The sequence below is a fragment of the Thiohalomonas denitrificans genome (assembly GCF_900102855.1).
Classification (GTDB): domain Bacteria; phylum Pseudomonadota; class Gammaproteobacteria; order Thiohalomonadales; family Thiohalomonadaceae; genus Thiohalomonas; species Thiohalomonas denitrificans.
In genome coordinates this window covers 45,259-70,187 of sequence record NZ_FMWD01000001.1, presented here as the reverse complement: position 1 = coordinate 70,187, position 24,929 = coordinate 45,259, and the positions used below count along the sequence as shown (strand labels likewise).

The 24,929-nt window shown below is 59.8% G+C and carries 17 protein-coding genes; 10 read left to right on the top strand and 7 right to left on the bottom strand.

The genetic code is table 11. The features are described 5' to 3' along the window. Window positions 1-64: 64 nt before the first annotated feature. From BLP65_RS00260 to BLP65_RS00245, 4 genes are all read right to left on the bottom strand, one after another. Entirely contained in the window at window positions 65-1,099 is a 1,035-nt protein-coding gene (locus tag BLP65_RS00260; protein WP_092991451.1) for an RnfABCDGE type electron transport complex subunit D, read from the bottom strand. Window positions 1,100-1,217: 118 nt separating this feature from the next. Then, the gene (gene rsxC, locus BLP65_RS00255) at window positions 1,218-2,558 is read right to left on the bottom strand and encodes an electron transport complex subunit RsxC (RefSeq protein WP_092991449.1); all 1,341 of its coding nucleotides are present in this window, start codon (window positions 2,556-2,558) and stop codon (window positions 1,218-1,220) included. 121 nt (window positions 2,559-2,679) lie between these two features. Continuing rightward, on the bottom strand, window positions 2,680-7,635 hold the full coding sequence (locus BLP65_RS00250; RefSeq protein ID WP_092991446.1) for a 2-oxoacid:acceptor oxidoreductase family protein: 4,956 nt from the start codon (window positions 7,633-7,635) through the stop codon (window positions 2,680-2,682). Between the two features lie 41 nt (window positions 7,636-7,676). Beyond that, the gene (locus BLP65_RS00245; protein WP_175452382.1) at window positions 7,677-8,573 is read right to left on the bottom strand and encodes an RnfABCDGE type electron transport complex subunit B; all 897 of its coding nucleotides are present in this window, start codon (window positions 8,571-8,573) and stop codon (window positions 7,677-7,679) included. A 176-nt stretch (window positions 8,574-8,749) separates the two neighbouring features. Here BLP65_RS00245 and BLP65_RS00240 point away from each other — a divergent pair, with 176 nt between their 5' ends. Then, window positions 8,750-9,769: a LysR family transcriptional regulator gene (locus BLP65_RS00240; RefSeq protein ID WP_092991444.1), complete on the top strand. Its 1,020-nt coding sequence runs from the start codon at window positions 8,750-8,752 to the stop codon at window positions 9,767-9,769. A gap of 112 nt (window positions 9,770-9,881) precedes the next feature. Here BLP65_RS00240 and BLP65_RS00235 read toward each other — a convergent pair whose 3' ends face one another. The 3 genes from BLP65_RS00235 to BLP65_RS00225 all read right to left on the bottom strand — a co-directional run bounded on the left by BLP65_RS00235 (window position 9,882) and on the right by BLP65_RS00225 (window position 13,949). Then, entirely contained in the window at window positions 9,882-11,171 is a 1,290-nt protein-coding gene (locus BLP65_RS00235; RefSeq protein WP_092991442.1) for an OmpP1/FadL family transporter, read from the bottom strand. Window positions 11,172-11,380: 209 nt separating this feature from the next. Further along, on the bottom strand, window positions 11,381-13,258 hold the full coding sequence (locus BLP65_RS00230) for a sensor histidine kinase (protein ID WP_092991440.1): 1,878 nt from the start codon (window positions 13,256-13,258) through the stop codon (window positions 11,381-11,383). 61 nt (window positions 13,259-13,319) lie between these two features. Then, complete coding sequence (locus BLP65_RS00225) at window positions 13,320-13,949, bottom strand: hypothetical protein (RefSeq protein ID WP_092991438.1); 630 nt, start codon at window positions 13,947-13,949, stop codon at window positions 13,320-13,322. Window positions 13,950-14,330: 381 nt separating this feature from the next. Between BLP65_RS00225 and BLP65_RS00220 the strand changes: the two genes are divergently transcribed. From BLP65_RS00220 to BLP65_RS00180, 9 genes are all read left to right on the top strand, one after another. Next, the gene (locus BLP65_RS00220; RefSeq protein WP_139181389.1) at window positions 14,331-15,308 is read left to right on the top strand and encodes a DUF4198 domain-containing protein; all 978 of its coding nucleotides are present in this window, start codon (window positions 14,331-14,333) and stop codon (window positions 15,306-15,308) included. Further along, the gene (locus tag BLP65_RS00215; RefSeq protein WP_092991434.1) at window positions 15,305-16,291 is read left to right on the top strand and encodes a 4Fe-4S binding protein; all 987 of its coding nucleotides are present in this window, start codon (window positions 15,305-15,307) and stop codon (window positions 16,289-16,291) included. The genes BLP65_RS00220 and BLP65_RS00215 overlap by 4 nt, the downstream gene beginning before the upstream one ends. Next, a complete protein-coding gene (locus BLP65_RS00210; RefSeq protein ID WP_092991432.1) occupies window positions 16,288-17,559 on the top strand; it encodes a double-cubane-cluster-containing anaerobic reductase in 1,272 nt (423 codons plus the stop codon). The genes BLP65_RS00215 and BLP65_RS00210 overlap by 4 nt, the downstream gene beginning before the upstream one ends. A gap of 1 nt (window position 17,560) precedes the next feature. Next, window positions 17,561-18,391 (top strand): acyl-CoA dehydratase activase, encoded by an 831-nt coding sequence (locus BLP65_RS00205; RefSeq protein WP_092991430.1) that lies wholly within the window; start codon window positions 17,561-17,563, stop codon window positions 18,389-18,391. A 159-nt stretch (window positions 18,392-18,550) separates the two neighbouring features. Then, window positions 18,551-20,755: a TonB-dependent receptor gene (locus BLP65_RS00200; protein ID WP_092991428.1), complete on the top strand. Its 2,205-nt coding sequence runs from the start codon at window positions 18,551-18,553 to the stop codon at window positions 20,753-20,755. A 128-nt stretch (window positions 20,756-20,883) separates the two neighbouring features. Then, complete coding sequence (locus BLP65_RS00195) at window positions 20,884-21,591, top strand: sulfite exporter TauE/SafE family protein (RefSeq protein ID WP_092991426.1); 708 nt, start codon at window positions 20,884-20,886, stop codon at window positions 21,589-21,591. A gap of 608 nt (window positions 21,592-22,199) precedes the next feature. Further along, window positions 22,200-22,826, top strand: a complete 627-nt coding sequence (locus BLP65_RS00190; protein ID WP_092991424.1) for a phosphoribosyltransferase — start codon at window positions 22,200-22,202, stop codon at window positions 22,824-22,826. Then, entirely contained in the window at window positions 22,819-23,484 is a 666-nt protein-coding gene (locus tag BLP65_RS00185) for a dienelactone hydrolase family protein (protein WP_092991422.1), read from the top strand. The genes BLP65_RS00190 and BLP65_RS00185 overlap by 8 nt, the downstream gene beginning before the upstream one ends. A 2-nt stretch (window positions 23,485-23,486) precedes the next feature. Further along, on the top strand, window positions 23,487-24,479 hold the full coding sequence (locus BLP65_RS00180) for a ribose-phosphate diphosphokinase (protein ID WP_317623040.1): 993 nt from the start codon (window positions 23,487-23,489) through the stop codon (window positions 24,477-24,479). Window positions 24,480-24,929: the final 450 nt, after the last annotated feature.

Genomic DNA, 24,929 nt, shown 5'->3' with positions numbered 1-24,929 from the left:
GTCCGCAAGTAGATTTCGAAAGTGCCTGAAGTACTCTGTTTGCCTTCTCACGCTTTGCATCTTTTCAACCCTTTCGTTCACCGTAGATGCGTGGCTGGGTGATGGATTCGATCAGCGGCGAGGCGGCATTGCCGAGCAGAATGGCGTACATGACGCCTTCCGGCAGGCCCCCCCAGAAACGGATCACCACCGTTAAAAAGCCCATTAACAGCCCATATATCCACAGCCCCCGCGGGGTCACCGGTGAGGCGACCATATCGGAGGCCATGAATACCGCGCCCAGCATGAGACCGCCGGAGAAAAGGACGAAAACCGGCGAGGGGTACGTTTCCGGCGCGTAGAGCCAGAAGGGCAGGGCGGTCAGGGCGGCACCGAGCAGCATGGCCGCGGGTATCTGCCAGTTCATCATGCGCCGCAGGGCCAGATAGGCGCCGCAAACCAAAATCAGCAGGGCAGAGGTTTCCCCGCTTGAGCCGGTCGTCATGCCACTGAAGAGGCTCCAGCTGTCCACGATCTCGCCATCGAACTTCCACTGCGCCAGCGGCGTTGCGCCGGTAAAGGTGTCGACCGCCTGCGCGGCCACCCAGTCATCCACTGCCGGCGGTTTCATGAAGGGCAATGCCAACGTCGATGGAATGAATTCCATGAAGCGTCCGGGAGCAAAGGCCGGTGTCCAGGTACTGATGGCAACCGGGAATGCGGCCTGGACGAATGCGCGCCCCACCAGCGCCGGATTGAATACGTTGAAACCGAGTCCGCCGAACAGGGCCTTGCCGATCGCGATGGCCGCGAATCCGGCCACGGCTCCCATCCACAAGGGAAAGGCCGGCGGCAGGGTCAAGGCCAACAGGAGTCCGGTGATCACCGCGCTCCAGTCACTCAGGGTACTCGGTTTCCCCGACAGCCAATTGAACAGGCGCTCGGTTCCCAGGCAGGACGCCACGACGGTGATGGTCAGGACCAGGGCCGACAATCCAAACTGGTAGATCGCGAATGCCACGATTGGCAGCAGCGCATAAACCACATTGCGCATGATCTGCTCGACACTGGGTGCCGAACGCAGATGCGGCGATGTCTTGAGTTCGACCTTGGCTACCATGTTTTCTCTATTTGTTAACCACGGGGAACACGGGGAACACGGGGAACACGGGGACGGCAATAAAAGTAATGGGTTTCCCCGTGCTCCCCGTGACCCCCGTGGTTTTCAATCGTATTCATTACGCTGCCCGTTCGCGATTGACGGACTTGGCGATGCGAAAATACTGCACCAGCGGAATGTTGGACGGGCATACATAGCTGCAGCATCCGCACTCGAAACAGTCGTTCAGATGGAACTCGGCGGCCATGGTCTCGTATTGACGCCTTGCCGCAAGTTGCCCCAGTCGTGACGGATTGAGATGTATCGGGCAGGCGTCCACGCAGGTGCCGCATCGGATACAGGGATAGACCCGGTCGGGGTGTTCGTTGGCGGATTCTTCCGGCAATACAACCAGGCCCGAGACCGGTTTGGTGATCGGGACATCCAGCGAGGCCACGGTCGTTCCCATCATCGGTCCGCCCAGGATCAGGTGACCGGCGTCGCCAAAATAGCCGACCTGCTCCAGGATGAAGCGCAGCGGTGTGCCGAGTGGCACCAGATAATTGCCGGGCTTTTTGACTTCGGGACCGGCGATGGTCACCACGCGCTCGATGAGACCTTCGCCTTTTGGCAGCAGTCGCCCGATCTCGGCCAGGGTACCGACGTTGTTGACCACCACACCGACCTGGAAAGGGAGTCCGCCCGAGGGCACCTCTCGTCCCAGCAGCACGGTGATCAGCAATTTTTCCGAACCCTGCGGGTACTTGGTGCGGACCTCCTGAACCGCGATCGGGTCCTCCGGCTTGAGACGTTCACGAATGGCCTTGATGGCATCGGATTTGTTGTCCTCGATACCGATGACCGCCCGTCTGGTGCCGCTGGCGCGCATGGCAATGCGGATGCCGCGGATCAGTTCATCCGTATGCTCGAGCATGATGCGGTGGTCGGTGGTCAGGTAGGGCTCGCATTCGCAGCCGTTGACCACCAGCGTATCGACTGGATGCTCCGGAGGAACCGTGAGTTTGACGTGGGTTGGAAACCCCGCGCCGCCGAGTCCGACCATGCCGGTGTCCTGGATGGCCTTCACGAGCTCTTCGGCGCTCATGGTATCCACGTCCAGTTCGGCACCGTAGAGTACCCGTTGGCTTGCACCCGGGTGCGCCTTGAGGATGATGGACTCCACCTTGGGGCCACGCGCCGTGGGCATCAGGTGTATGTCTTCGATGATGCCCGTCGCCGGGGCATGAATGGGTGCCGACATGAATCCGTCGGCACGCGCGACAGGTTCACCGCGAAGAACTTCCTGACCCGGATGCACCAGCGGAATGGCCGCTGCACCGAAATGCTGCGACAGCGGGATGACCATTTCCGGGGCGAATGGCAGTCGCCGGATCGGCTTGTGCGCGGTCTCCTCTTTGTACTCCGGCGGATGAATACCGTGGGAGAAAGTTTTCCGCTTGAAAAGGTTAAGGAGGCCCATGGCAAGCTCAATGTTTATGGTGGCTCTGGTTAGTTGCTAGTGGCTAGTGGCTAGGGGAGCCTAGTCACTCGCTACTCGCTACTCGCTACTCGCTACTCGCTACTCGCTACTCGCTACTGTCCTAGGCGAATTTCGCCGCCCGTTTCAACAATTTTTCGTCCGCCTCGGACGCATTCCAGGGGGTGCCCGGATGAATGCATACGGCGGTGCATTTTTCCGCTGCCTTGACGATGTCCTTGTAGGAACTCCCTCGCGGGTTGATCACCTCGGCCTGTTTCTTGTCGTTGTACTGGAACACTTTGGGGGCGAGCTCGATGCATTCGTCACAGGCGGTGCATTCGGGGGTTTCCACCCATACGGCTTCGTAATCGGCGTCGGCCACGCCCGAGCCGTTGGCGCCATTCTCGAACTGGAGTGTGCCGTTGCCGTTGGCCGGCAGGCCCATCAGGGTTTCCCCGAAGCCATTGCCGTTGGCGGCGTTGCCGGTCGCCATTGCCAGCAGGCTATTGGTCAGCTTTTGAGCCATATCGATGCGCGCATCATTGGCGACCTGGTTCAAATCGACCGTCTGGTCGGCACCAACGAGCCCCTTCAACTGCCGCCAGAAGTCACGACGCTCTTCGGTGGAATCAATGATCTCCCGGGAGACCAGCACCCGATTGAGACGGTTCTTGCCGTCGACCATCCACACATAGGGAAATTTGCCCTCGCGCTCATCCGCGTCGAGTTCCAGGAACTCGACCACCGGCAACATCTTGTCGTCATCCCAGCTTTCCCGCGGCGCCGTTTTGAAGTGCTTGCGGAAACGCCCTTCGGTCACGGCAAAGTCGGCGAAGGTGAGGGGCACCTCCAGGGTCTTCTGCTGGCCCTCTTCCTCATAGTGCAGGGTGTAGGTGACCCAATCCTCTTCGACGGCCGGGTTGCCCTCGATGTCGGAGCACTCCGCCAGCGTGGTGCCACGGTCCGGGTTGAAGCGGAACATCGGGTAGGCGCGGGAATCGAGCGCCAGTTTCGTCTGTCGCATGGTCGCTTCATCACCTACGCCGTGCTCGGGCTGGCAGGTGGTGTAGACGTTGAACAGTGCCGGCCGCCGGCTGTTCAGGCCCTCGATATAGCTCTCCAGCAGGTGAGTCACATTGGCCACCGAGCTCTGCATGACATAACTGGTGCGGTGTGCCATGCCGATCAGTGATATCTCCTTGCGGATCTCCTGCTTGCCGCGGGTCTCTGTGCCGTAAGGCGCCATGTCGGCTACCTGCCCGACGAAGCCCGATGTACAGCTCTGGCCACCGGTGTTGGAGTACACCTGAGTGTCGAGGACCAGCACCTTGATGGGCAGTCCGGACATCATGGCGCGCGACAGATTCTGGAATCCGATGTCGTACATGGCGCCATCCCCGCCGACCGAGACCACCGGCGGGCAGAGCTTGAATTCTTCGTCGCTGAAGTCTTTCCAGGAGAAGTACTTGAAGAATTCACCATGGGTGTCCGGGTTGTAGTCTCCCTCCAGTTCGAGTTCCGCCATGCGCACGGCCCGGAAACCGTCCGCCATCTTCTGCATATGGCCCTCGAACAGACCCATCGCCATGGAGGGGCTGTCCTGGAACAGGTGCGAGGTCCAGGGGAACGGATAGGGGCTGTAGGGGAAGGTCGAACCCCACACGGAGGTGCATCCGGTCGCGTTGATGATGCCCATCTCGGCGCGGCCGTTGCCGTCGCGTCCGCTGACGTATTTCGACTTCAGCTCCTTGAGCCGCGCCAGCAGATCCGTTGCCCACTTCAGCCAGTCGGCATCCAGCGGATTGCCGTCCCTGCCCTCATCGAGGCCTGCCGACAGCCGGGAGAGGGTGAGGTCAACATCCCGGTGCTGGTCGACCACGGCCGTGATGGTCCCGGTATCGGAAAGGTCCATGGACTCGGCAAGCTTCAGGCGAATATGTTTTTCGAACCGCTGGATCAAGTCTTCGATTTTGGCCAGGTGAACCTTGACCCGTGATTGCATCAGCGCCGTGACGGTGGCCGTGAACAGGTGAATAGCGGTCTTCTCGCCGCACCCGAGACAGGCACCGTCACCGCAGATCAGGGAACCAAAGTTGCGCTTGTCGAGCAGAATGGTATCGAGCGCACCGACGGCTTCATCCAGGTCGTCCACCCGGATGTAGTCCGGTGATGTGGTGGGCAGGTCCAGCCAGAAGTTCCAGTCCTCGCGCAGTCGCTCCACCGATTCGGGGGTCTGCTTTACCGCCACGAGGGCAGCATCGTCGCAGACCTCGACGCACTCCATGCAGCCCTTGCAGGTATAGGGGTTGACGGTGATGGAGAAGAGGCCGCCGGAACCCTTGCCGCGCTTCTCCCTGGCGGTGAAGTAGGGCTTGGTACTGGCAAACTTGAAACCACCGATGGACTCCTTGAACCACTCCAGTTCGGTGTTGAGGCGCTCCAGGGCTTCTGCTTCCAGTTCCGATTCGACGATGGTCTCGACGATCGCCTGATCGATCAGCACCTGCACATTGGCGCTTTCACCGTCGGCTTTGATTCCGGAGCGGAGTTTCTTCTCCAGGGAGCGGACCGCCCGGCGCAGATGACGGGTAGGCCGACCGCTTCCCTCGATGCGCTGGATGACGGTATTGAACACCTCCGGTATGGAATTGACCAGACCCGGAATCGCACTGTCGGGGCAGGCGGTGTAGCAGTCGCCGCAGGCCGTACAGTTTTCGGGAATCCAGTCCGGATACTCAAATCGGATCTGGGTCATGTCCCGATAGATCCCGGTGGCCGCAGGGATCAATGACATGCTCATGAAGGGATCGGCCAGATTGTCAGAGCCCTGGCCCGAGACATAGAAGTTGCCGGTCGACTCCCAGAATCGGTGAATGTCGGTAAGCCGGTTCCGGTTCTGCGGCATCCGCTTGAGCGTGATCGGCAGCGTGGACTTGTGTTTTTTTGTGAGGGCAGTCACATTGCCGAGCGGCTTGTCGAGGATTTCTGTGCACTCGTCGAAACCGCGACGGACCACCCGCAGATTGTCCTCCACCACGCGGCGACCCTTGGAGCCGAATTTCGACTCCAGCTGATCCTCGATGGCACGGAACAGGGACTTTTCATCCAGATTCGCGGTTTCCATCAGCGGCGAGGCCTTGAAAAAGGCGCCCTGGAAGGCGATGCCCTGCATGCGGAACTGAAGGTCGGCATTGGAGGCTTCGCTCTTGGCGATTCCGAAGCCGTCCACATAGAAGATGCGAATGTCGTTTTCGACCACGAACTTGCGGGTGGAGTAGGAAAAGCTGTTCCAGACCGCCTCCGGTGTATCGAGACTGGATTGCACCACGAAAGTGCCACCCTTCTTCAGACCGAACAGGGCGTTGGAGTGCTCGAACACATTCGGGTCCGGGGCGAGGACGGCATCCACAAAGTGGTACTCGCAGCTGATCTTGATGCGCTCCGGTGCAGCGGACAGATAATAGGTGGTCGGCTGTCCCTTTTTCTCCGAACCGTATTTCGGATTCGCCTTGATGTCGTAATCGAGAAGATCGAACAGGGTCATCGCCAGGTTCTTGCCGGTGGTCACCGCACCCCAGCCGCCCACCGAGTGCATGCGCACGGTGATCGAACCTTCGGGCATCAGATTCGGGTTTTCCGAACCGCGCAGGGCGAGGTCGCCGATCTCCGGGTAGGCCTCGAGCAGCTCCTGCTGGTAGAGCTCCTGCTTGGGGCTTTCGGGACTGTCGTGCAGGAAATCGATCGACAGATAGAAGAATTTCTTTTTAGGGCCATCATCGAGCATGTTCTCCACGGCTGCGATCAGACCCTCGGGCTGCAGGTCGCGGGAGCCAAGGCCGAAGGCGCCGGAGTAGAGGACCGGGATGTCTCCGTTTTTCGCGTAGACCGCGTAATCGGGCCAGGGCAGCTGGCCATTGGCTGCAATATGGTTTTCGATGCACTTGGAGAGGGTGGCACGGATCTCGCGCATCAGCGGCAGGTCCTCCGCCAGCGGCTGATCCGTTCGCTCCAGCACGGCAACGCCCTTTCTGCCTTTGAGTACCTGTCCCAGCCGATCACCCGGGAAGGGCCGGAAGCTGGTAATGCCGACCACACCAACCTTCAGTTTGCGGCTCTTTCGCAGGTAGTCGGCCACCGCCTCGGCCTGTACCACCATGGAGCCCTGGCCGACGATGAGATAGTCCGCATCATCGGTCTTGTAGGTGTGGATACGTCCATACTTGCGGCCGGTGAGCTGGTAGTACTCTTCCATCGCCTGTTCCATCAGCGCCGGAATGTGCCGGTAGAAAAACGGGCGCTGGGCGGCAACGGCCTGCATGTAGGCGTCCTGGTTCTGCACCGACCCTGAAGTGACCGGGTTGTCCACATCCCAGGTCAGGGGAATGCGGCGACGGGTCTCCCCGAAAAGCATCTTCTGGGCCGGGGTGGGACACTCGATGAGGTCTTCGGGTCGGCCCAGGTATTGGGCGATCAGCTCGCGTTCCGGGACCTGCAGGGATTCAATCAGGTGTGTGGTAAGGAAGCCGTCCTGGGCGATGATGCCCGGCGTCAGGGCCAGCTCCGCCACGCGGTGGGCGATGATGTTCAGGTCCGCGGCACCCTGGGCGTCGTTGGCCATCATCTGGAAGAAACCGGTGTCGTCCACGCAGTGGTAGTCGTCATGACCGGCGTGCACATTCAGTGAGGCTTTGGTGATCGCACGGCAGCCGATATTCAGGACATAAGTCAGGCGCTTGCCCGCTGCGGCGTAGAGCGATTCATGCATGAACGCCACGCCCTGGGCCGAGGAGAAGTTGGTGGCGCGCAGGCCGGTCATCGACAGGCCGGCGGTTACCGCCGCTGCGGCATGTTCCGACTCGGGTTCAATGAAAATGAGAGGCCGTTCGGAGATATTGATGTGACCATTCGAGACCTCTTCCGCCCAGAATTCCCCCATCTGCGTCGAAGGAGTGATGGGATAGGCGCCGGCAGCATCGGAGGACTCGCGCTCGCACATGATGACAGCACTGTTGCCGTCCATGGCCTGGCGGGAGCCGGGATATTTAATCTGCACTTTCTCTTTCTGCTTCATCTTCATGGGAAAACACCACTTCTTCTAATCTTGGGGGATCGGTGTTGTCAGGGTCGGGGCAGCGGCTCCACCCGTTCGGGCAGGGGTTGTTTGCGGGTGACCCGCTTCGCTTTGGCTCCCTTGATGGCGCCTTTGACAACATCGAGCCAGACGATGGCGCCCGTTGGACAGCGCTCTATGGCGACCTTTGAGGCGAGGTCGTTTTTTTCGTAATCGATCACCGCCAGGTTGTCCTCCATGGCGATGAGCCCTTCGGGTGAGTCCGCGGAGCAGCGACCGCAGGCATTACAGACCACCTCGCAGTGGGCCTCGCCCTCATCGGCCATGTCCCGGTTTTTACAGGCGACCCACAAGCGGTGGCTGGTTGGCTGTACGGAGAAGAGATCTTTCGGACAGATGTCCACGCAATCGCCGCAGGCGGTACACTTGTCGGCGTCCACCACGGGCAGCCCGTGTTGATCCATCTGGATCGCGTCGAAGTCGCAGACGGCTTCGCAATCGGCCAATCCGAGACAGCCCCAACTGCATCCCTTGCCGCCGCCGGAGACGACGGATGCGGCGCGACAGGATTTCAGGCCGCGATAGCGGGCGCGGGTATAGGCAACGTGACTGCCGCCGGCACAGGCCAGGCGCGCCACGCGTTTATCGGGGGTGCCCAGGTCAATGCCCAGAAAGTCTGCAATGGCCTGATTCACTTCGACCGGATTGACGGTGCATTTGGCCGGCTCGGTCGTGCCGGCGAGCAGGGCTTCGGCGAAAGGGCGGCACCCGGGGTTACCGCAGGCACCGCAATTGGCGCTGGGAAGCATCTCTTCGATGTCGTCGAGCCTGGGGTCCTCTTCCACGTGCAGACGACGATTGGCAATGGCCAGCACCGAAGCCAGTGCAACACCCAGCCCCGCCATGAACGTCCCGGCAATCGCAATGTGCATGACTGACGCCATTACATCCCCCTGATGCGGCTTCGATTCTTAGTATTGAAAATTCCAATGCTTGTGACCTTAAGTCATTAGCCACGGCAGTAATCCTAGTGATCCTGGGTGTATTTGACACGACAATTATTTCAATGCTCAATATTGGCTAACTTAATGATAGAGACGCGAAGCCACAAACAAATGCCATGAATTCCACACCCAATCTTTACTACAAACAGAATCGGCTCAAGCAGTTACGCGCTTTCTGTCACACTGCGCGAGCGGGGAGTATCACCCTGGCAGCGGAAACACTGTTTCTCAGCCAGCCATCGGTTTCGCTGCAAATACAGGCTCTGGAGAGGGAGTTTGGGGTGACCGTTTTCGAGCGGCGAGGTCCCCACATCAAGATGACGCCGGAAGGGGAGGCGCTCTACAAGCTCGCGGAACCGCTGGTGGAGGGTATCGACAAGCTGCACGAGAGTTTTGCAGCCAGCTACGGAAAACTGGAATCCGGGGAGCTTGATATCGCAGCGGGCGAGTCAACCATTCTTTATATACTGGCCGAGCCGCTTCGGCTATTCGCCAAGGCTTATCCCAATATCCGCTTGAAGCTGCACAACGTCACGGGGCGGGATGGTATGTCCATGCTGCGCGCGGATGATGTGGACCTGGCCGTCGGTTCCATGCTGGAAGTGCCGGAGGAGATCAATTACCGCCCGGTGGTGACCTATGACCCGACCCTGATTGCCGCGCAGGACCACCCACTGGCGCACAAGGAAACAGTCACGCTCAAGGATATTGGTCCCCATGGACTCATACTGCCGCCCCGCCATCTCTCCACCTGGCGCATCGTTGACCTGGTGTTTCGGCAATATAATGTGAATTACAAGGTGGCGCTGGAGGCCGGTGGCTGGGAGGTGATCAAGAAATACGTGGAGTTGGGGCTCGGCATCTCGATTGTGACTGATGTCTGTCTGACCGGTGATGAGCGGTTGGCGTGCAAATCACTGGTGCGCTACTTCCCCAAGCGCTCCTACGGCATCGTCCTGCGCCAGGGCCGTTTCCTTTCCCCCCAGGCGATGCGTTTTATCGACATACTCCAGCACTACTATCTAGGCGAACTGGGAGACGGAGTATCTCCCGAAGCCGGTATGGTCGGCTCCGAATTCGAGGAGGCCCTGTCGGGCATGCCCGATGCCGAGGGTTGGAGTGACCGCAAGTTCTAGAACGGTTTGGGAGGCAAATAACCGCTGCGTGTTCTTGCCGATACGGAGCAGGTCAGGGGGAGAGTCTGATTGCAAACAGGGGTGCGGGGCCGGAGCCCCGCACCGAACGGATTCAGAAACGGTAGCCGACGTTCAGACCGAAAGAGGTCTCCCCCAGTTTGATCTCCGCCCCCGGGGCGATCGGATCATCATCCGGTGCCGTGAAGGTTTCCTCCGGGGCATACATGTAATGGGCGGCCAGTTCCCAGTGTTGGTTGAACCGGTAATCACCGCCGATGGTGTAGTGGTGCTCGACCACTGCGGGCAGGAGTAGATTGCTGCTGACTTTCTCGCTGCCAAACGGTGATTTGGCATAGTTGTAACCCGCGCGCAGGTTCAATTGATTATTCACCGCGTAGGCGAGGCCGACGGCGTACACCGTCTGATCATCCCAGCCCGGATCCATCGGAACCGTTACTCCCGGTCCTTCCACGGCCAGTTTGTCCATGGTGTCGGACCAGTCGATCCACTTGAGATCCGCCGAAACGGTCAATGCCGGTGTGGCCTGGTAGGCGATACCGAGGGACGCCTGCTGAGGGTAGTCGAGGTCCAGCTTGTAGGTACCGGCCGGAAGAGGGTTGCCCGACTGATCCGTGATATCTCCCTGTGCCAGCTGGTATTCCAGGTCGGAAAACTCCTGGCGGCTCTTGTAGGCGAAGCCGAGGTCGATGGACTCGGTGAGGTCGTACATCATTCCGAGCGATAGCCCAAACCCGAACGAACTGGTAGAGCGACCCAGGTCGAAATTGGAGACAGTCGTGTCACCCATCCCGTCACTGGTCGTGTCCTGTGTAGCGCGCTGGCGAAAGGCGACGGACTGGTAGTCGATGTTCAGGGAGACACCCAGACTCAGCCGCTCGTTCTGATTCCAGGCGAGGGTCGGTGCCATCTGCCAGAAGGAGATATTGGAGTAGCCGTCCCAGTAGACAGGCAGGCCATTGTCGGGATGAGCCGCCATCATCAATGTCGGCGCGTAATCAACCCCCATCCCCGAGGTGCCATACATGCCGCCGCCGAAGTAGACGTCCCGGTTCTGTTCGCTAACCGGTGCGGTCCAGCCGATGGCGGGCACGCCGTAGATATCCACCGCACTCTCAGCCGTATCTCCACCGGTGGCCGAAAAGCCGGCTTCGCGCTCGGGCATGAAGGCTTCCATCGAAAAGTCGGCGCGGTTGCCGATACGGGCCATGCCGGCGGGATTGGTCACGGCGGTCATGGCGCTGCCGGGATTTGCGGTAACGGCTCCGCCTAGTGACTTTTGGTAGGCCCCCACACCGATCAGTTGGTAGCCGTTGGTGGCGAAGGCGGTGCAGGGGGTGTAGACGGCAAGAGCGACAACGAGGGTACGATATGTCTGTTTCATAATTATAATTGGTTTGTTTTCTTAAATGTTAGGCCGAACGTGGTATTCGGCCCGCTCCGGGTGCCAGGCAAATGGCGGATGAAAATATTCTAACATTGAAGTCTACTGATTTGCTTATGCGCCTTACCATGGCTCAAGCTGGGGCACTGTCTACGGAAAGACCGAAGGCCTGGTCGGAAGATGGGTCTGTAATCGCGTCCTTGCAGACCTCAGGCGGGGATTTCGTCAGAACTCCGCGTCGGCGGACAAGAGCCGTTGATGGGGATCTGCTTCGGCCAGGTGAACCGGAAGGTTGTACCCTCGCCGGGTGATGATTCCAGGCGGATATCACCGCCGATATTTTCGACGACCTTCTTCACCACCGTGAGACCAACCCCGGTACCGGTTGAGTTCGGTGCATCGGGTCCTTGTCGAAAGAGGTTGAATACCCACTCCTGACACTCACCAGGTATGCCAGGGCCGTCATCGGTAACGGTGAATTCATAGGCCGCACCCAGATCCCGGGCGGATAGGGCAACCCGGCCATCGCGACGGTCGTGATGTTTGACGGCATTGTCGAGCAGCTGCCTGAACACCTGGTGGAGGTGAAATGCATCGGTCGTGAAGCGGGGCATCTCCGAAACGATTTCAACCCGAAACTCCGGAGGATGCTCGATTTCGGCAATGATTTCCTCGATCAGATCGGCGGTGGCGACACTCTTCAGTTCGCTGACCTGACCGCCGGCCCGGGAATATTCGAGCAGGGAATTGAGCAGCTGATCCATATACGCCACGCGATCGCGTAGCAGCTGCATATGGCGCCGGCCATCGCGGGAGAGATGCGGGGCGGTCTCCTCTTCGATCCAGGTGGAGAGTCCGTGGACGGATCTCAAGGGGGCCTTGAGATCGTGGGAGGTGACGTAGGCGAATTGTTCCAGCTCGGCATTGGCACGTTTCAGACGCGCCTCATTGGCCCGCAGCGCCTCCTCGAGACGCTTGCGTTCATCGATGTCGATGAGAGCACCGATGTGACGAACCGGATGACGATTTGCTCCTTCGCCGGCAAAAACCACCTTGCTTCGGTTGAGTACCCATATTTCTTTGCCGCCCGGCTGTAGAATTCGGTGTTCGGCTTGCATCTCACCGAAGCCGTTCGGATCCATTGCGGTCTGGACGGCTTGCAGAACGTCTTTGTGGTCATCGGGGTGAAAAGCGATCGGAAGTCGGTCCGCTTCCAGTGCTACTGCTGCCTCCGGCGGCAATCCAAACAGCTTTTTGATCTCCGGGGACCAGTACTCCTCACCGGTTTCCAGGTTGAGGTCGAAGGAGCCGAAGCCGGCGGTCTGGGCCGCAATATGCATCCTCGCCTCCTGCAGCCGAAGCTGCTTTTCCACCTCTTTCATCGGGCTCAGGTCGATAACGAAGATGGCCCCGGTCAGGGGCCCGTCGGGCGTTCTCTCGAAAGGTACCAGGCCGATCAGGACCGGGATCCGTCCCCCGCTCCTGGTAATGTACTCCTTCTCGTAAGGGCCAAATGGCAGGCCGTCGGAATCGACCTGGCGAAGTGCTGCCAGGGTGATCTCGGTGAATTCAGGAGGCGTGAGGCGATCCCAGCGAAGCTCGCCGGCTTCGACCTCGGCCGGGGTATAGCCGAGCATGTTCAGAAGTACGGGATTGGCATGCCTGATATGCCCTGTACTGTCGGCGAGGGCGATCCCGACGTTGCCCGCCTCCAGCAGACGCCGGAAGCGAAAGTCGTTGAGCTCGGCACTCTCCTTGCTGCTTTTGAGGTACACCACCAGAAGAACGACAACGAAATTGATGGCCAGGTACAGTGTGACCCCGAGCCATTGGCCCGGCGCAGCCGAAAAACTGCCGCGTGGCGGCATGAAGAGGTAGGCGGCTGCGAGGGCACCCAGCAAGAGGGTAAGCAGCGCCGGTCCCCGGCCGCCATACCAGGCGACCACCATAGAGACGCCAAAGAAGGTGGTTATCGGTCCATAGAAGCCAAGCGCAGGGTCAAGGGCGAGGCGCAGCAGGCCCGCAAGCAGTAACGCCGGGATGATCAATCCGTATCGAACGAGCGTCGGAAATTGTCTGTGGGCCATAGCCGACTCCCCGTTGACCCGGGTTCTGTGCGTGGGCGATTATCGGGTGAATCCGTAACGATTACAACCAGACTTGGACTCCGCCTTCACGCCCCTGTCGCCGGGTATCGAGCCACCGTTGGCCCCTCTCTGTCAGCCCGAAATTTGCATCGATGAGCCCGTCGCTGAAGAGCGATCGGGAGTACTCCCAGGGGGCAGCACCCCGTGGCCCGTCATAGAAGTCGGCCAGTGGGGCCTGCGCTTCCTCCGGTGCGTCGAATACCTCTTCGAATTCTGTTTCTTCAAAACGCATTCGGTCAATCCGCCGCTCGGTCAGTCCGGGGGCTTCACTGGTACGTCGAACCGGTGTTCCATCGAGAATGATTTCGTAGGCGGGGCCTGGCGCCTTGCAGATTTCCAAAACACCTCCGCTGGAACTGCGCCCCCTGAACAGGGGCGGCTGTTCCAGTTCCGGACCCGCAGGCACCGGCTCAAAGTGATAGAAATGGGCACGCCATGCCTCGCGTTCGGGTTCATTGTCCACCCAGCGCTGCAATATCGACTCGAAATCGGTCTGTAGCTCCTCCAGCTCCTTTTCATGATGGCGCCGCTGCTGACTGTGGTGCCCCGCCTTCTCCTTGTTTTCCTGCTTGCGGTGATGGAACTCGGTCGCGAGCTGACGCAGAACGTCAGCGGGATGCAAGGTCGACATGTCGGGCAGACCTCCCTGGATACCTTATAAGCAAAAGATAGCGCATCCGGGCGTTGCGAACCGGTTTCGCCGCCAATCTGTGTGCTTTGCCGCTGTCAGGTGCGGCAAAACACGCACTGTCAGTCTTGTTTGAGATTTTTGCCCAATAAATACAGCGGTTTATCTGCAGGCATGGAACATGCTAACTGCATCGTTTGTGTTGGTTTGTGTCCGTTTGTGTCTGTGTGTGTCCGTGTGTGTCTGAACTGCCGTCAGGGCATCTGACCAGTGTCGAGGCTGAATGGCCCGCTCAAGGTACTCCATTAAAAAAACGAGCGGTAACGCACGCACGTCTTCAGGACCTTGGTTCGATGGTTGGGGTGAATGGGTATGGGAGAGAAGATGGCTGAATGGCGACGCTGGGTGATCGGTTTGGCATTGCTGTCCGGTGGGTTGGCTGGAAGTGTGCAGGCCGGACCGGTCTGGTTTTCCGATCAGCCGCCGAATGCGGAATGGGCCAAGCGCGCACATCATGCGCACGGTGGCATGGTCGAACGGGGCCGTGGAGGGGTTTACGTCAAGCGTCTCTGGCTGAGATCCGGAGGTGAGCCGGCATCCGCCGTCTATACGCAGCCCGCTGATGATGCAAGTTTCGGCGTGTTCGGCATCGATGGCGAAAGTCTTACACCCGACCTGTTCAAGGTCGACAGCGGTGGCGGCATCACCTTCGCCATGCCCGAAGAAGGATTCTATAACGCCTATTTTATCGAACGCAGCGTCGAAGATGCCGTGCTGAAGAGCTCCATCGTCAAGGCGGAGGTCCTCAAGCACAGCTGCGGCGAGGGACACGATCCCAAACTCACTGCATCACGCATGCCGCCGCGGGACCGGGCCGGTATGCCGCTGGAGATCATTCGCGAACGTCTCCCCGGTGAAGATTTCCATACGCGGATTCGATCCGGCGATGAGGTGGGCTTTCGGGTCCACTACGAAGGGAGCCCCGCCGCCGGTGCCAACGTCAGTCTGACTACCCAGGAGGGTTGGACCAAACAGGTGGTGGCAGACGCGGACGGCCGGGCTGTCTTCAAACTGATTCGCGATTACTACCCCGCCTGGAACGACTTCGACAAGAGGCATCACGAGGCCTTCCTGGTCACCGCGGAGTATCGGGTCGAGGCGTCCGGTGAGCTGGATGGCACACCGTTTGAAGAGGCCCATTACCGGGCGACCCTGCCGGGTACGTTTTATCCCTCCGAACTGGAGTATTCGTCCTATCTGGTCGGTCTCATCGTGGCGCTGGTCGCAGCGGCACTGGGCGCCGCAGGCCTGTTCCTCTATCGGCTGAAGCACAGTCGGGCGGGACGGGAGCGGCTCCAGTGAAGCGGCTACGGGCATTTATCAACGGGGCGGATATCCGGCGCTTTCGCTTCTGGATACAGTTAGGGTTTTTTGTTCTGCTGGTGTACGGCGGGTATTTCCTGATCAATCTCGGCCAATCCCTGCCGACGTTCTCCTGTGGCTTCAACCAGCCGGGGCGGGCGGGCGTCTGCTATCTCCTGCCGCTGCAGCACCAGACCCATATCCCCTGGGACAGCATCATCAGCTGGCGCGGATTGGGTATTCTCACCGGCCTGCTGACCTTTGTCGCCTGGCTGTTTGTCTTCAACAAGGCGTGGTGCGGATATGCCTGCCCGCTGGGGACCATCCAGGACTGGATGACGAGCCTGCGACAGAAGCTCGGCATCCGCTATTCCACCTACAGCCTGGATTGGTTCACCCGACTCAAGAAGATCAAGTACATCCTCTTGATCCTCCTGATCGTGCTCCCGTTTCTGATGGCGAATTCCGTGGCGGGACTGCCGACGCTGCCGGAGGACATGGGGACGCCGTTCTGCAAGATCTGCCCGGCGCGCATGGTCATCCCGGCGTTTACCGGTGATTTCTCCCAGTGGACCGTGGACTTCTCCACCGGAACCGCCGCCACCATGACGGGGCTGGGGATGCTGGTGCTCGGGATCTTCTTTATCGGCGGGTTCATCAACAAGCGGTTTTTCTGCTTTTTCTGTCCCATGAGCGCGCTCCACTCGCTGTTTTCGAAAGTGGCGCTGCTGAAGCTGCGCAAGGACGGCAGCAAGTGCACCCGTTGCGGTGATTGCTATCGTGCCTGCGACATGCAGATCAAGGAAATAGCGGACGACGTCGAGAGCAAGACGCTGGTCAAGGATGACTGCATGATGTGCTTCAAGTGCGTCGCCTCCTGCCCCGAGGAGGGGGCACTCAAGGCCACGTTCATGGGGATCCCCATCTATGAATCGACCGAAGCCGGTTTCTTCAAGCGCATGACCAAGAGGAGGAAGAAATGAGCGCCGAGGCACAGGCAAAACAGACCGAGATGGCGCGCAAGCAGCTATCCCGCGAATCCGCTCAGGCGCTGAACAAGATTGAAAAGGACTTTCCCGACAATCCGAAGGCAATGGATTACTTCTATGAACTCTACCGCCGCATTCACTGCGAGGGCGAAGTGCCGCACCCGGGGAAACGGGTCATCGGCACCACCTGCGTGCAGGTCCCCGATGAGCTCATCTACGCCGCCGGTGCCGTACCCGTACGTCTTTGCAACGGGTCCCATACGCACGACCAACTCGGGGCGGAGTTCATGCCGGCCAAGTCCTGTTCCCTGGTCAAGGCGACACTCGGCATGCTCTCCAGTGGACTCGCCTCCTGGCTCGACGAAGGCCGGGACATTGTCAACGTGACCACCTGTGACCAGAAGACCAAGTCGGGTCGTCTGATGGAGGAGGCCGGCTACCGGGTCTATCACCTCGAATTGCCTCCCTCCAAGGAGAGTGAGGCGGCCCGTACCTATTGGCAGAGCAATGTCAACGGGTTTGCCCGCGAGCTGGGTTCACTCACCGGGCACAAGATTACCCGCAACAGCCTGCGCGACAGTATCGCCAGGGTGGCGCGCGCACAGCAGGCCTTTCGTAGACTGCATCGCCTGCGCATGGCGCCGCTCGCGCCCATCCTCGGCAAGGATGTGTTTCTGGTGACGAATGCCTATTTCTTCGATGACATCGATGCCTGGACCGATGCCGTCGAGGCGCTGAATGATGAGGTGGAGAAACGCTGCGAGGAGGGCTTCGCCGCCGCCCAGCGCCGGGCACCGCGCATCCTGTTTACCGGTTCACCGCCCATCTTTCCCAACCTCAAGCTGCCCACGCTGATCGAGCAGTCGGGGGCGGTCATCGTTGCCGACGAAACCTGCTCCGCCAATCGCATGCTCTATGACGCCGTCAATGTCGATGAGTGGCAGCTCTACGACATGGTGGATGCACTCGCCGACCGTGCCCTCAAACCCTGCACCTGCCCCATCTTTGTCAGTGACGAGGATCGCAAGCGCCGGCTACTGGAGTTGGCACGCACATTTGCGGTGGATGGTGTGGTGTACCAGGCCTTTTCCGGGTGTCAGGTCTTTGAAATGGAGCAGCGCGGTATCAGCCGCTTCCTGGCCGACGAGGGCATACCTTCGCTGTATGTGGAGACCGATTACAGCCCGGATGATATCGGACAACTTTCGACGCGTATCGAGGCATTTATCGAGTCGCTCAAGGCACGCAGGAGGAGAAAGTAGCATGCCGTATTTTGCAGGTATCGACATCGGGTCGACCGCGATCAAGGTGGTTCTGGTCGATGAGGCGGATAACCTCTTCGCCAGCAAGACCGTTGCAACCGGCAGCCACTTCTACGGCAATGCCCGGGAGGCGTTTTATTCGCTGCTGAAGGAAAACGGCCTTGAGCACGGCGACGTCGGATTCGTCACGGCGACCGGCTACGGACGAAAACTCTATCGCGAAGCGGATGAATCGGTGAGCGAGATCACCGCCAACGCCATGGGGGCAAAAAAGGCGGGAGAGGCTTACGGCGGCGTGCGGACCATTATCAATATCGGGGGTCAGGATTCGAAGGCGATTCAGATCGACGACGACGGCAATGTGGTCAATTTCGCCATGAATGACAAGTGTGCCGCAGGTACTGGTCGCTTTCTCGACATGGCGGCGCGCAACCTCGAGCTCAACCTGGACGAACTCGGCGATTGTCATTTCAACCTCAAGGGTGCGCCGCCTGCGATCAACAGCACGTGCGCGGTGTTTGCCGAATCGGAGGTGATCGGTCTGCTGGCGAGCGGTTATTCCAAAGAGGAGATTGTTGCAGGTATCCACTATTCGATCGCCAAGCGAACCATCAGGCTCGCGAAGCGGGTCGGTCTGGAGGATCGCATCTATTTCGACGGTGGTCCCGCGCTGAACAAGGGACTTGTGGCGGCGTTTGAAGAGGAACTGATGCGCGAGCTGGTCATTCCCGATATTCCTCAAATCACCACGGCCTACGGAGCCGCGATTCTCGCTCGTGAAGCGTGGCAGGCGGAAGTGGCTGATGCCGAGCCGGCCGGTCCTGAGAGTTGAAATCTGTCCGGAAAACCGTGATCGCTTTTTGAAAAGAATGGGTTCAGTCGGATTAGCTATTCAGCGGATATAAACCGGTGCCAAGGAGGCTATCAGGGAGGCAATGACACGGATAGAAAAAACATAATTCAATTACAAGTGATAGTTAAGGGGTTAGGCATGTTTGAATTTCGTGAGTCTCGATTGGCAGCAGCCGTCAGCACAGCGTTGCTGGGAGGTGTGATGCTTTCCGGCACACAGGTGGCCGTGGCAGAAGACCTGGGGATCATCCAGGTGGAGTCCACCACGATCGATGATCGCTTTGACAACAAGCGAAATGAACCGTCGAATATCGCCGTGATTAGCGGCGAAGAGGTGGATGCAAATCACCCAAAAAATATCCAGCAGATACTCCAGCAGGTTCCCGGTGTCACCACGGAAGTCCAGAGCGGTGATTCGCTGAAGATCCACATTCGCGGCGTCGAGAACCAGGTCTACATGGGGGAGAAGCCGGGTGTGGCCGTGGTCATCGACGGTGTGCCTGTGTTTGAACGCACGGGCCGTGTCAACGTCGACCTCGATAACATCGAATCCATCAAGGTGGTCAAGGGCGGCGCTTCCTATCTGTTTGGTGATGATGCACTCTCGGGTGCGGTAATTATCACCACCAAGCGCGGTGCCGATATGGCCGGGTATACCGTACAGGCCGAAGCGGGCAGCTTCGGATATCGGAAGGGACTGGCCCGAGCGGGATTTGCGGGTGAAAAGGGCAGCGGGCATGTTCAGGTCTCCCGTCGCGAAACGGACGGTTACCATGATGATTCCGCCTCCGAAGCCGACTATCTCAACGGCAAGATGCAGTATTACCTGAGTGATACCAGCGACCTGACCTTCGGCTTTGAGCTCTCGAACCGGAAGAAGAACAGCCACGGCAACGTCAAGGGCGTCACGGCGGCCGAGGAGGACCCGAAGAGCGAGGACCCCTCCTACAACGATTACGCCAATCACTATGACGTCGACCTTTCCAAGTACTTCCTGACCTATTCCAATGATATCGGGGAAACCTCCAACTGGATGGTCAATGCCTACCAGTTCACCGACGATACCGTATTCGTGACGAATCCCACCGATGAGGACCCGGAAGTCTATACCTACGACAACGACTACCATCAGGTACAGCGCGGGGTGAAGTCGGAGTTCCGAACCGGTGGCGACAGTGTTGCCTGGATGGCGGGAGTGGATCTGCGGGATAATATTTATGAAAATCGTGACACCTATCGTATCGAAACCACCGGCTGGGACAGGACAACCTACCAACCGGGCGATCCGCACAACTTCAACGACACCGACGAGAAGGTGCAGGCGCTGTATGGTGAAGTAAAGGTGCAGGCGGCCGAACGGCTGACGGTAACCACCAATGGCCGGGTGGACCGTATCGAGCTCGAATACGAGGACAAGCTCGAGCCGGAGCTCAACGGTAAGGAGGATTTCGATGTCGGTTCGTGGCGGTTGGGGGGTAACTATTCGCTTCGCTCCAACCTGGACCTCTACGCCAACGCCTCCACGGGCTTCCGGGCGCCCTCTCCGGAGCAGTTGTTCGTCGGCAGCAACAGCCCCAGCCATCGCACCGCGGCCAATCCCGACCTCGATCCCGAAACCACTGTCAACAAGGAGATTGGGGTTCGCGCCAAGTCCCGCTGGCTCGGTGTGCCGGTCGATTTCGATGCTGCCATTTTCCAGCTCGATCGTTACGACCACATCCGTTCCACCGGTGGCCAGTACTCCACCAGTGCGGATGCCGTTTACGACAACGTAGGGGATTTCCGGAGCCGCGGTCTTGAGCTCTCGTTGATGACGGATCCCTCTCGCAAGGTTTCCATGGATCTTGCCTACACCTATCTGGACAGCACCTATACGAACTATGACGAATATCACCTGAGGGTGGAACCGATAGATGGAAGCTGTGCAGCCGGGTTTACTCCCATCATCGAGCGGGGGAGTGTGGCGGCGTGCGACAAGACCTACGACAATGCCGGCAACAAGGTGCCTCGTGTGTCGGACCACCACCTTAATCTGCGTGCGTTCTACCGGCCGGCCAGCCACTGGCTGGTGACCGGGGAAATGGATGCCATCTCCTCCTACTACGCCGATGAAATCAATGAGTTGAAAATTGACGGCCACGAGGTGTTCAATCTACTGGTGAATTACGATAGGGAGAGCTGGTCTTTCTTTGCCCGGGTCGACAATGTCCTGGACGAGCAGTTCTATAACACCGTTCGTGGTACCGGGGATGGTAACGAAGACGGCGTCTACGACGAAGAAGACCTCTCCATCGTCGTGAATCCGGGCCGCACCTACTATGCAGGTGCGACCCTGCGTTTCTAAGCACAACAGGAGTTCAGACGCAGGGACGCCCCTCTTTAAATGGCCCTCTCCGGGGAGAGCCCTGGTGGGTCATCCATGTTCTCGCTGACCCTGTTCAGTCCACTCGATTTGAATCCCGGAGCAGGTAAATGGAACCGGTTGCACTCAGCTTCTCGGCAGCAGTAGTGATGGGCCTGATCTACGGTGCCGGACCCTGCAACATTGCCTGTCTGCCCTATCTGGGGCCCGTCTTTCTGGCCCGTTCGGGCGGTATTCGGCAGGCCTGGCGCACCATCCTGCCGTTCTCCCTGGGGCGGCTGTCCGCCTACGCGGTCCTTGGCGCGATGGCGGCGACCGCGGGGCGTGCGGTAACCGTGCAGCTGGAAAACGGCACCGGGACCATTGTGCTGGGGATCGCCTCGGTAACGGTCGGGCTGGTGATCCTGTGGCGGTCAGTCCGAAAAAGTGAAGGCAGCCCGGCATCTTGCAGCGGGCATCGGAGTCCGGAAGGTGAGGCGAAAATCACCCTTCACCGCAAACCCGCCGATGCCCCATTGATGCCGATGGGGCTGTTCGGAATGGGTACGGCGATGGCGCTCAATCCTTGTGTACCGCTTGGCACCGTGGCACTGGCGGCGGCGGTCACGGCCGATCCCATGGCCGGCCTGATGCTGGGGCTGGGATTCGGGCTGGGTGCGGTGGCCATTCCCGCGGTCCTGTTCAGTCTCGTGGTGGCGCACATCGGGGCCGAGGTCCGTGAACGCCTGTCCGGCTGGAAGGGCGGACTGGAACGGGCCGCGGGCGCCATGCTTATTGGTATGGGTGCACTGAGCATTTCGGGACTGTTCCATCCCTGAGTCCACTAACCTGTTATTCACCGCTAAGACGCAAAGAACGCAAAGTTTTGATTGCGTGTTTTCCTGGACCGACCACGGTTGTGCCGTTTCCGATGGTTCTCGGCCATGTGCGCCAATAAGCCCTTGAATTCTTCGCGCGCTCTTGGCGTCTTCGACTACATGGATGTAGGTGAGGGGCGTGCGCAGGAGCGGAAGTTTTGCGGTTAATTCGTAAATTTTTTGGGCTAAATACGTGCTCCAAATCGGTGTCCATGGATGTAGGAGCGACGGAAGTCGCGATACGCCAAATCGCGGCTTCCGTCGCTCCTACATGTATATCTCCAAAGGAGCGTGTTGGACACGATTTCGGAACAGCTATTTAGGGTAAACGCATACCGGTATTTTGCTGTGCCGGCGCGCGATGTAAGGCCTTGATAGCAGGTCGTGGGCAGCAGGGGTGCTGCGCTAGAACCCCGGACATATTCACGGCCTACCTGCTATTTAAGGATTTGCATCACTCGCTTCAGAGTTAAAGTATGCGGTTGCCCTGGGGGCGTGCTTACCATTGCCCGAAAAACCCCCTTTCCCTTTCCTATACTCCGGGTATCGAACGGGAAGGGTGGAGCGCCATGTTCCAAAATCGCGAGGAAGCCGCCGAAAAAATTGCCGATCGCCTGGAACATCACCGCGGCGATGACCCCCTTATTCTGGCGATTCCCCGGGGCGGTGCCCCCATGGGACGCATCATCGCCGATCGCCTCGAGGGCGAGCTGGATGTAGTTCTTGTCCATAAACTGGGTGCACCGGGGAACCCGGAGTATGCCATCGGTTCCGTGGATGAGAGCGGCCATGTGGAGCTGACTCCGGTGGCTCGGCAGTACGGCATCGAGCAATCCTATATCGATGACGAGGCGGAGCGGCAGCTGACGAAGATCCGGCAGCGCCGTGAACGCTACGGACGTCCCCCCGCAAAGGCCGAAGGCCGTGTAGTTATCCTGGTCGATGACGGTATCGCAACCGGTTCCACGCTGCAGGCGGCGATCCGCTCCGTGCAGGAGCAAAAGCCTGCAAAGGTGATCGTCGGCATCGGTGCAGCGCCGCCGGAGACGGCCGATCGCATCGGCAAAGCGGTGGATGAGATGGTCTGTCTGGAGACGCCGGGCTCGTTCATGGCGGTCGGGCAGTTTTTCCGGGACTTCGGGCAGGTCACGGATGATGAAGTCATTGCGCTTCTGGGAGGGAACCAGCATGAGTGATCGACCCGCCGTGGCTAAAAGCGAGGTCATGGTAGAAACGCCGGACGCAACGCTCCCGGGGAACCTCAATGTACCTGCGGGGAGCCGTGCCATCGTGCTGTTCGCCCACGGCAGCGGCAGCAGCCGACTGAGTCCGCGTAACCGCCTGGTCGCCGAAGACCTCAATGGCGGTGGCCTGGCGACCCTGCTCTTCGACCTGCTGACGCCGGATGAGCATCAAATCGATCAATACAGTGCCGAGTTGCGCTTCGATATCGGGCTGCTCTCCCGCCGTCTGGGAAACGCGGTGGATTGGGTTCGGAAACAGCCGGAGCTGCATTCGCTGGCTATCGGCCTGTTCGGGGCCAGCACCGGTGCGGCGGCTGCACTCAGGGTAGCCGCTGAAAAGCCCGAGAGTATCTCGGCTGTGGTCTCCCGCGGGGGCCGACCCGATATGGCTGGAGAGGCACTACCCCGGGTGAAGGCTCCAACGCTGCTGCTGGTGGGGGGACGTGATGAGCAGGTGATCCAGCTCAACCGCGAGGCTGCCGACCAGATGCAGGCAGAGATTCGCCTGGAGATCATCCCCGGTGCGACTCATCTCTTCGAAGAGCCCGGAAAACTCGAAGAGGTCGCGCGCCTGGCCAGGGAGTGGCTCCAGACTCATACGGAGCAATGAGCATGGCATCCATACCGATGCTGTTTGCCCTTGAGGCCTCCCGGGAGTTCGGCGAAAGTGTGGCGCGGACCCTGGAGGTACCGCTCAGCGAACATGAGGAGCGCGAGTTCGAGGATGGTGAACACAAGGCGCGCCCCCTGGTCGAGGTGCGGAACCGGCATGCGTACGTAGTCCAGTCGCTGCACGGGCGGGGCGGCCAAAGTGTCGACGAAAAGCTGGTACGGCTGCTGTTTTTTATCGGGGCCCTGAAGGAGTCGGGGGCCGCGCGGGTGACCGCGGTTCTGCCTTATCTCTGTTACGCCCGCAAGGATCGTCGGACCAAACCCCATGACCCGGTTACCACGCGGTACGTGGCGATGCTGTTCGAAGCCGTCGGCACTGATGGAGTGCTGGCGGTGGATGTCCATAATCCTTCGGCCTTCGAAAATGCCTTTCGCTGCTCAACCGAACACCTGGAGGCACGGCACGTCTTCGTTGCCCCCGTGGCTGACTTCATCGGGGCAGACGACGCCCTGGTGCTTTCCCCCGACGCCGGTGGGGTCAAGCGCGCCGAGCGGTTTCGTGAAGTCCTGGAGCGGCACTTGAAAAGGCCGGCCGGTAACGGGTTCATGGAGAAAAAGCGCAGCGGCGGTGTCGTCTCCGGAGAGCAGCTGGTCGGCGATGTGACTAATAAGACAATCATCATTGTCGATGACCTGATCGCCGGTGGCACCACCCTGGCCAGGGCGGCAGAGGCATGCAAAAAGCGCGGCGCGCGTCGCATGATCGCCGTCGCCACCCACGGGGTATTTGCCCCTGGAGCGGACGACAAACTGGGCCAATCCCCGCTGGAGCACATCTTCATCGGCGACACCATTCCACCGGCGGCCCTCGATCCGGCCTTTCTGCAACAGCGGGTCGAGGTGATCGGGCTCGGTCCCTTCATCGCCGAAGCCATCCGCCGTCTGCATGGGGGCGAATCGTTGGCGGATCTGTCGCAGGTCTACGGTTATTGAAATCGTTGCCTCACTGACGCAAATCGCCGCGAGGGCGCGCCTCCTACCGGGAATGTCCTCCGCTCTTTCTGGGTAGAAGGGCCGCCCCCGGCGCGCTAACCCGTGATGCCAATCGCCGCTGATGCCAATCGCCGCGAGGGCGCGCCTCCTACCGGGAATGTGCCTCCGCTCTTTCTGGTAGAAGGGCCGCCCCCGGCGCGCTAACCCGTGATGCCAATCGCCGCGAGGGTGCGCCTCCTACCGGGAATGTGCCTCCGCTCTTTCTGGTAGGAGGGCCGCCCCCGGCGCGATAACCCATGATGGCAATCACCGCGAGGGCGCGCCTCCTACCGGAAATGTGCCTCCGCTCTTTCTGGTAGGAGGGCCGCCCCCGGCGCGATAACCCATGATGCCAATCACCGCGAGGGCGTGCTGGGGTAGGAGGGCCGCCCTCGGCGCGATGGCCATTAC

Bases quoted from the DNA above. Each gene is read 5' to 3' on its own strand.
- BLP65_RS00250 (WP_092991446.1), bottom strand. From the start codon at position 7,635: ATGAAGATGAAGCAGAAAGAGAAAGTGCAGATTAAATATCCCGGCTCC.
- BLP65_RS00230 (WP_092991440.1), bottom strand. From the start codon at position 13,258: ATGGCCCACAGACAATTTCCGACGCTCGTTCGATACGGATTGATCATC.
- BLP65_RS00210 (WP_092991432.1), top strand. From the start codon at position 16,288: ATGAGCGCCGAGGCACAGGCAAAACAGACCGAGATGGCGCGCAAGCAG.
- BLP65_RS00260 (WP_092991451.1), bottom strand. From the start codon at position 1,099: ATGGTAGCCAAGGTCGAACTCAAGACATCGCCGCATCTGCGTTCGGCA.
- BLP65_RS00185 (WP_092991422.1), top strand. From the start codon at position 22,819: ATGAGTGATCGACCCGCCGTGGCTAAAAGCGAGGTCATGGTAGAAACG.
- BLP65_RS00200 (WP_092991428.1), top strand. From the start codon at position 18,551: ATGTTTGAATTTCGTGAGTCTCGATTGGCAGCAGCCGTCAGCACAGCG.
- BLP65_RS00180 (WP_317623040.1), top strand. From the start codon at position 23,487: ATGGCATCCATACCGATGCTGTTTGCCCTTGAGGCCTCCCGGGAGTTC.
- BLP65_RS00195 (WP_092991426.1), top strand. From the start codon at position 20,884: ATGGAACCGGTTGCACTCAGCTTCTCGGCAGCAGTAGTGATGGGCCTG.
- BLP65_RS00245 (WP_175452382.1), bottom strand. From the start codon at position 8,573: ATGGCGTCAGTCATGCACATTGCGATTGCCGGGACGTTCATGGCGGGG.
- BLP65_RS00235 (WP_092991442.1), bottom strand. From the start codon at position 11,171: ATGAAACAGACATATCGTACCCTCGTTGTCGCTCTTGCCGTCTACACC.
- BLP65_RS00205 (WP_092991430.1), top strand. From the start codon at position 17,561: ATGCCGTATTTTGCAGGTATCGACATCGGGTCGACCGCGATCAAGGTG.
- BLP65_RS00190 (WP_092991424.1), top strand. From the start codon at position 22,200: ATGTTCCAAAATCGCGAGGAAGCCGCCGAAAAAATTGCCGATCGCCTG.
- rsxC (WP_092991449.1), bottom strand. From the start codon at position 2,558: ATGGGCCTCCTTAACCTTTTCAAGCGGAAAACTTTCTCCCACGGTATT.
- BLP65_RS00225 (WP_092991438.1), bottom strand. From the start codon at position 13,949: ATGTCGACCTTGCATCCCGCTGACGTTCTGCGTCAGCTCGCGACCGAG.
- BLP65_RS00240 (WP_092991444.1), top strand. From the start codon at position 8,750: ATGAATTCCACACCCAATCTTTACTACAAACAGAATCGGCTCAAGCAG.
- BLP65_RS00220 (WP_139181389.1), top strand. From the start codon at position 14,331: ATGGCTGAATGGCGACGCTGGGTGATCGGTTTGGCATTGCTGTCCGGT.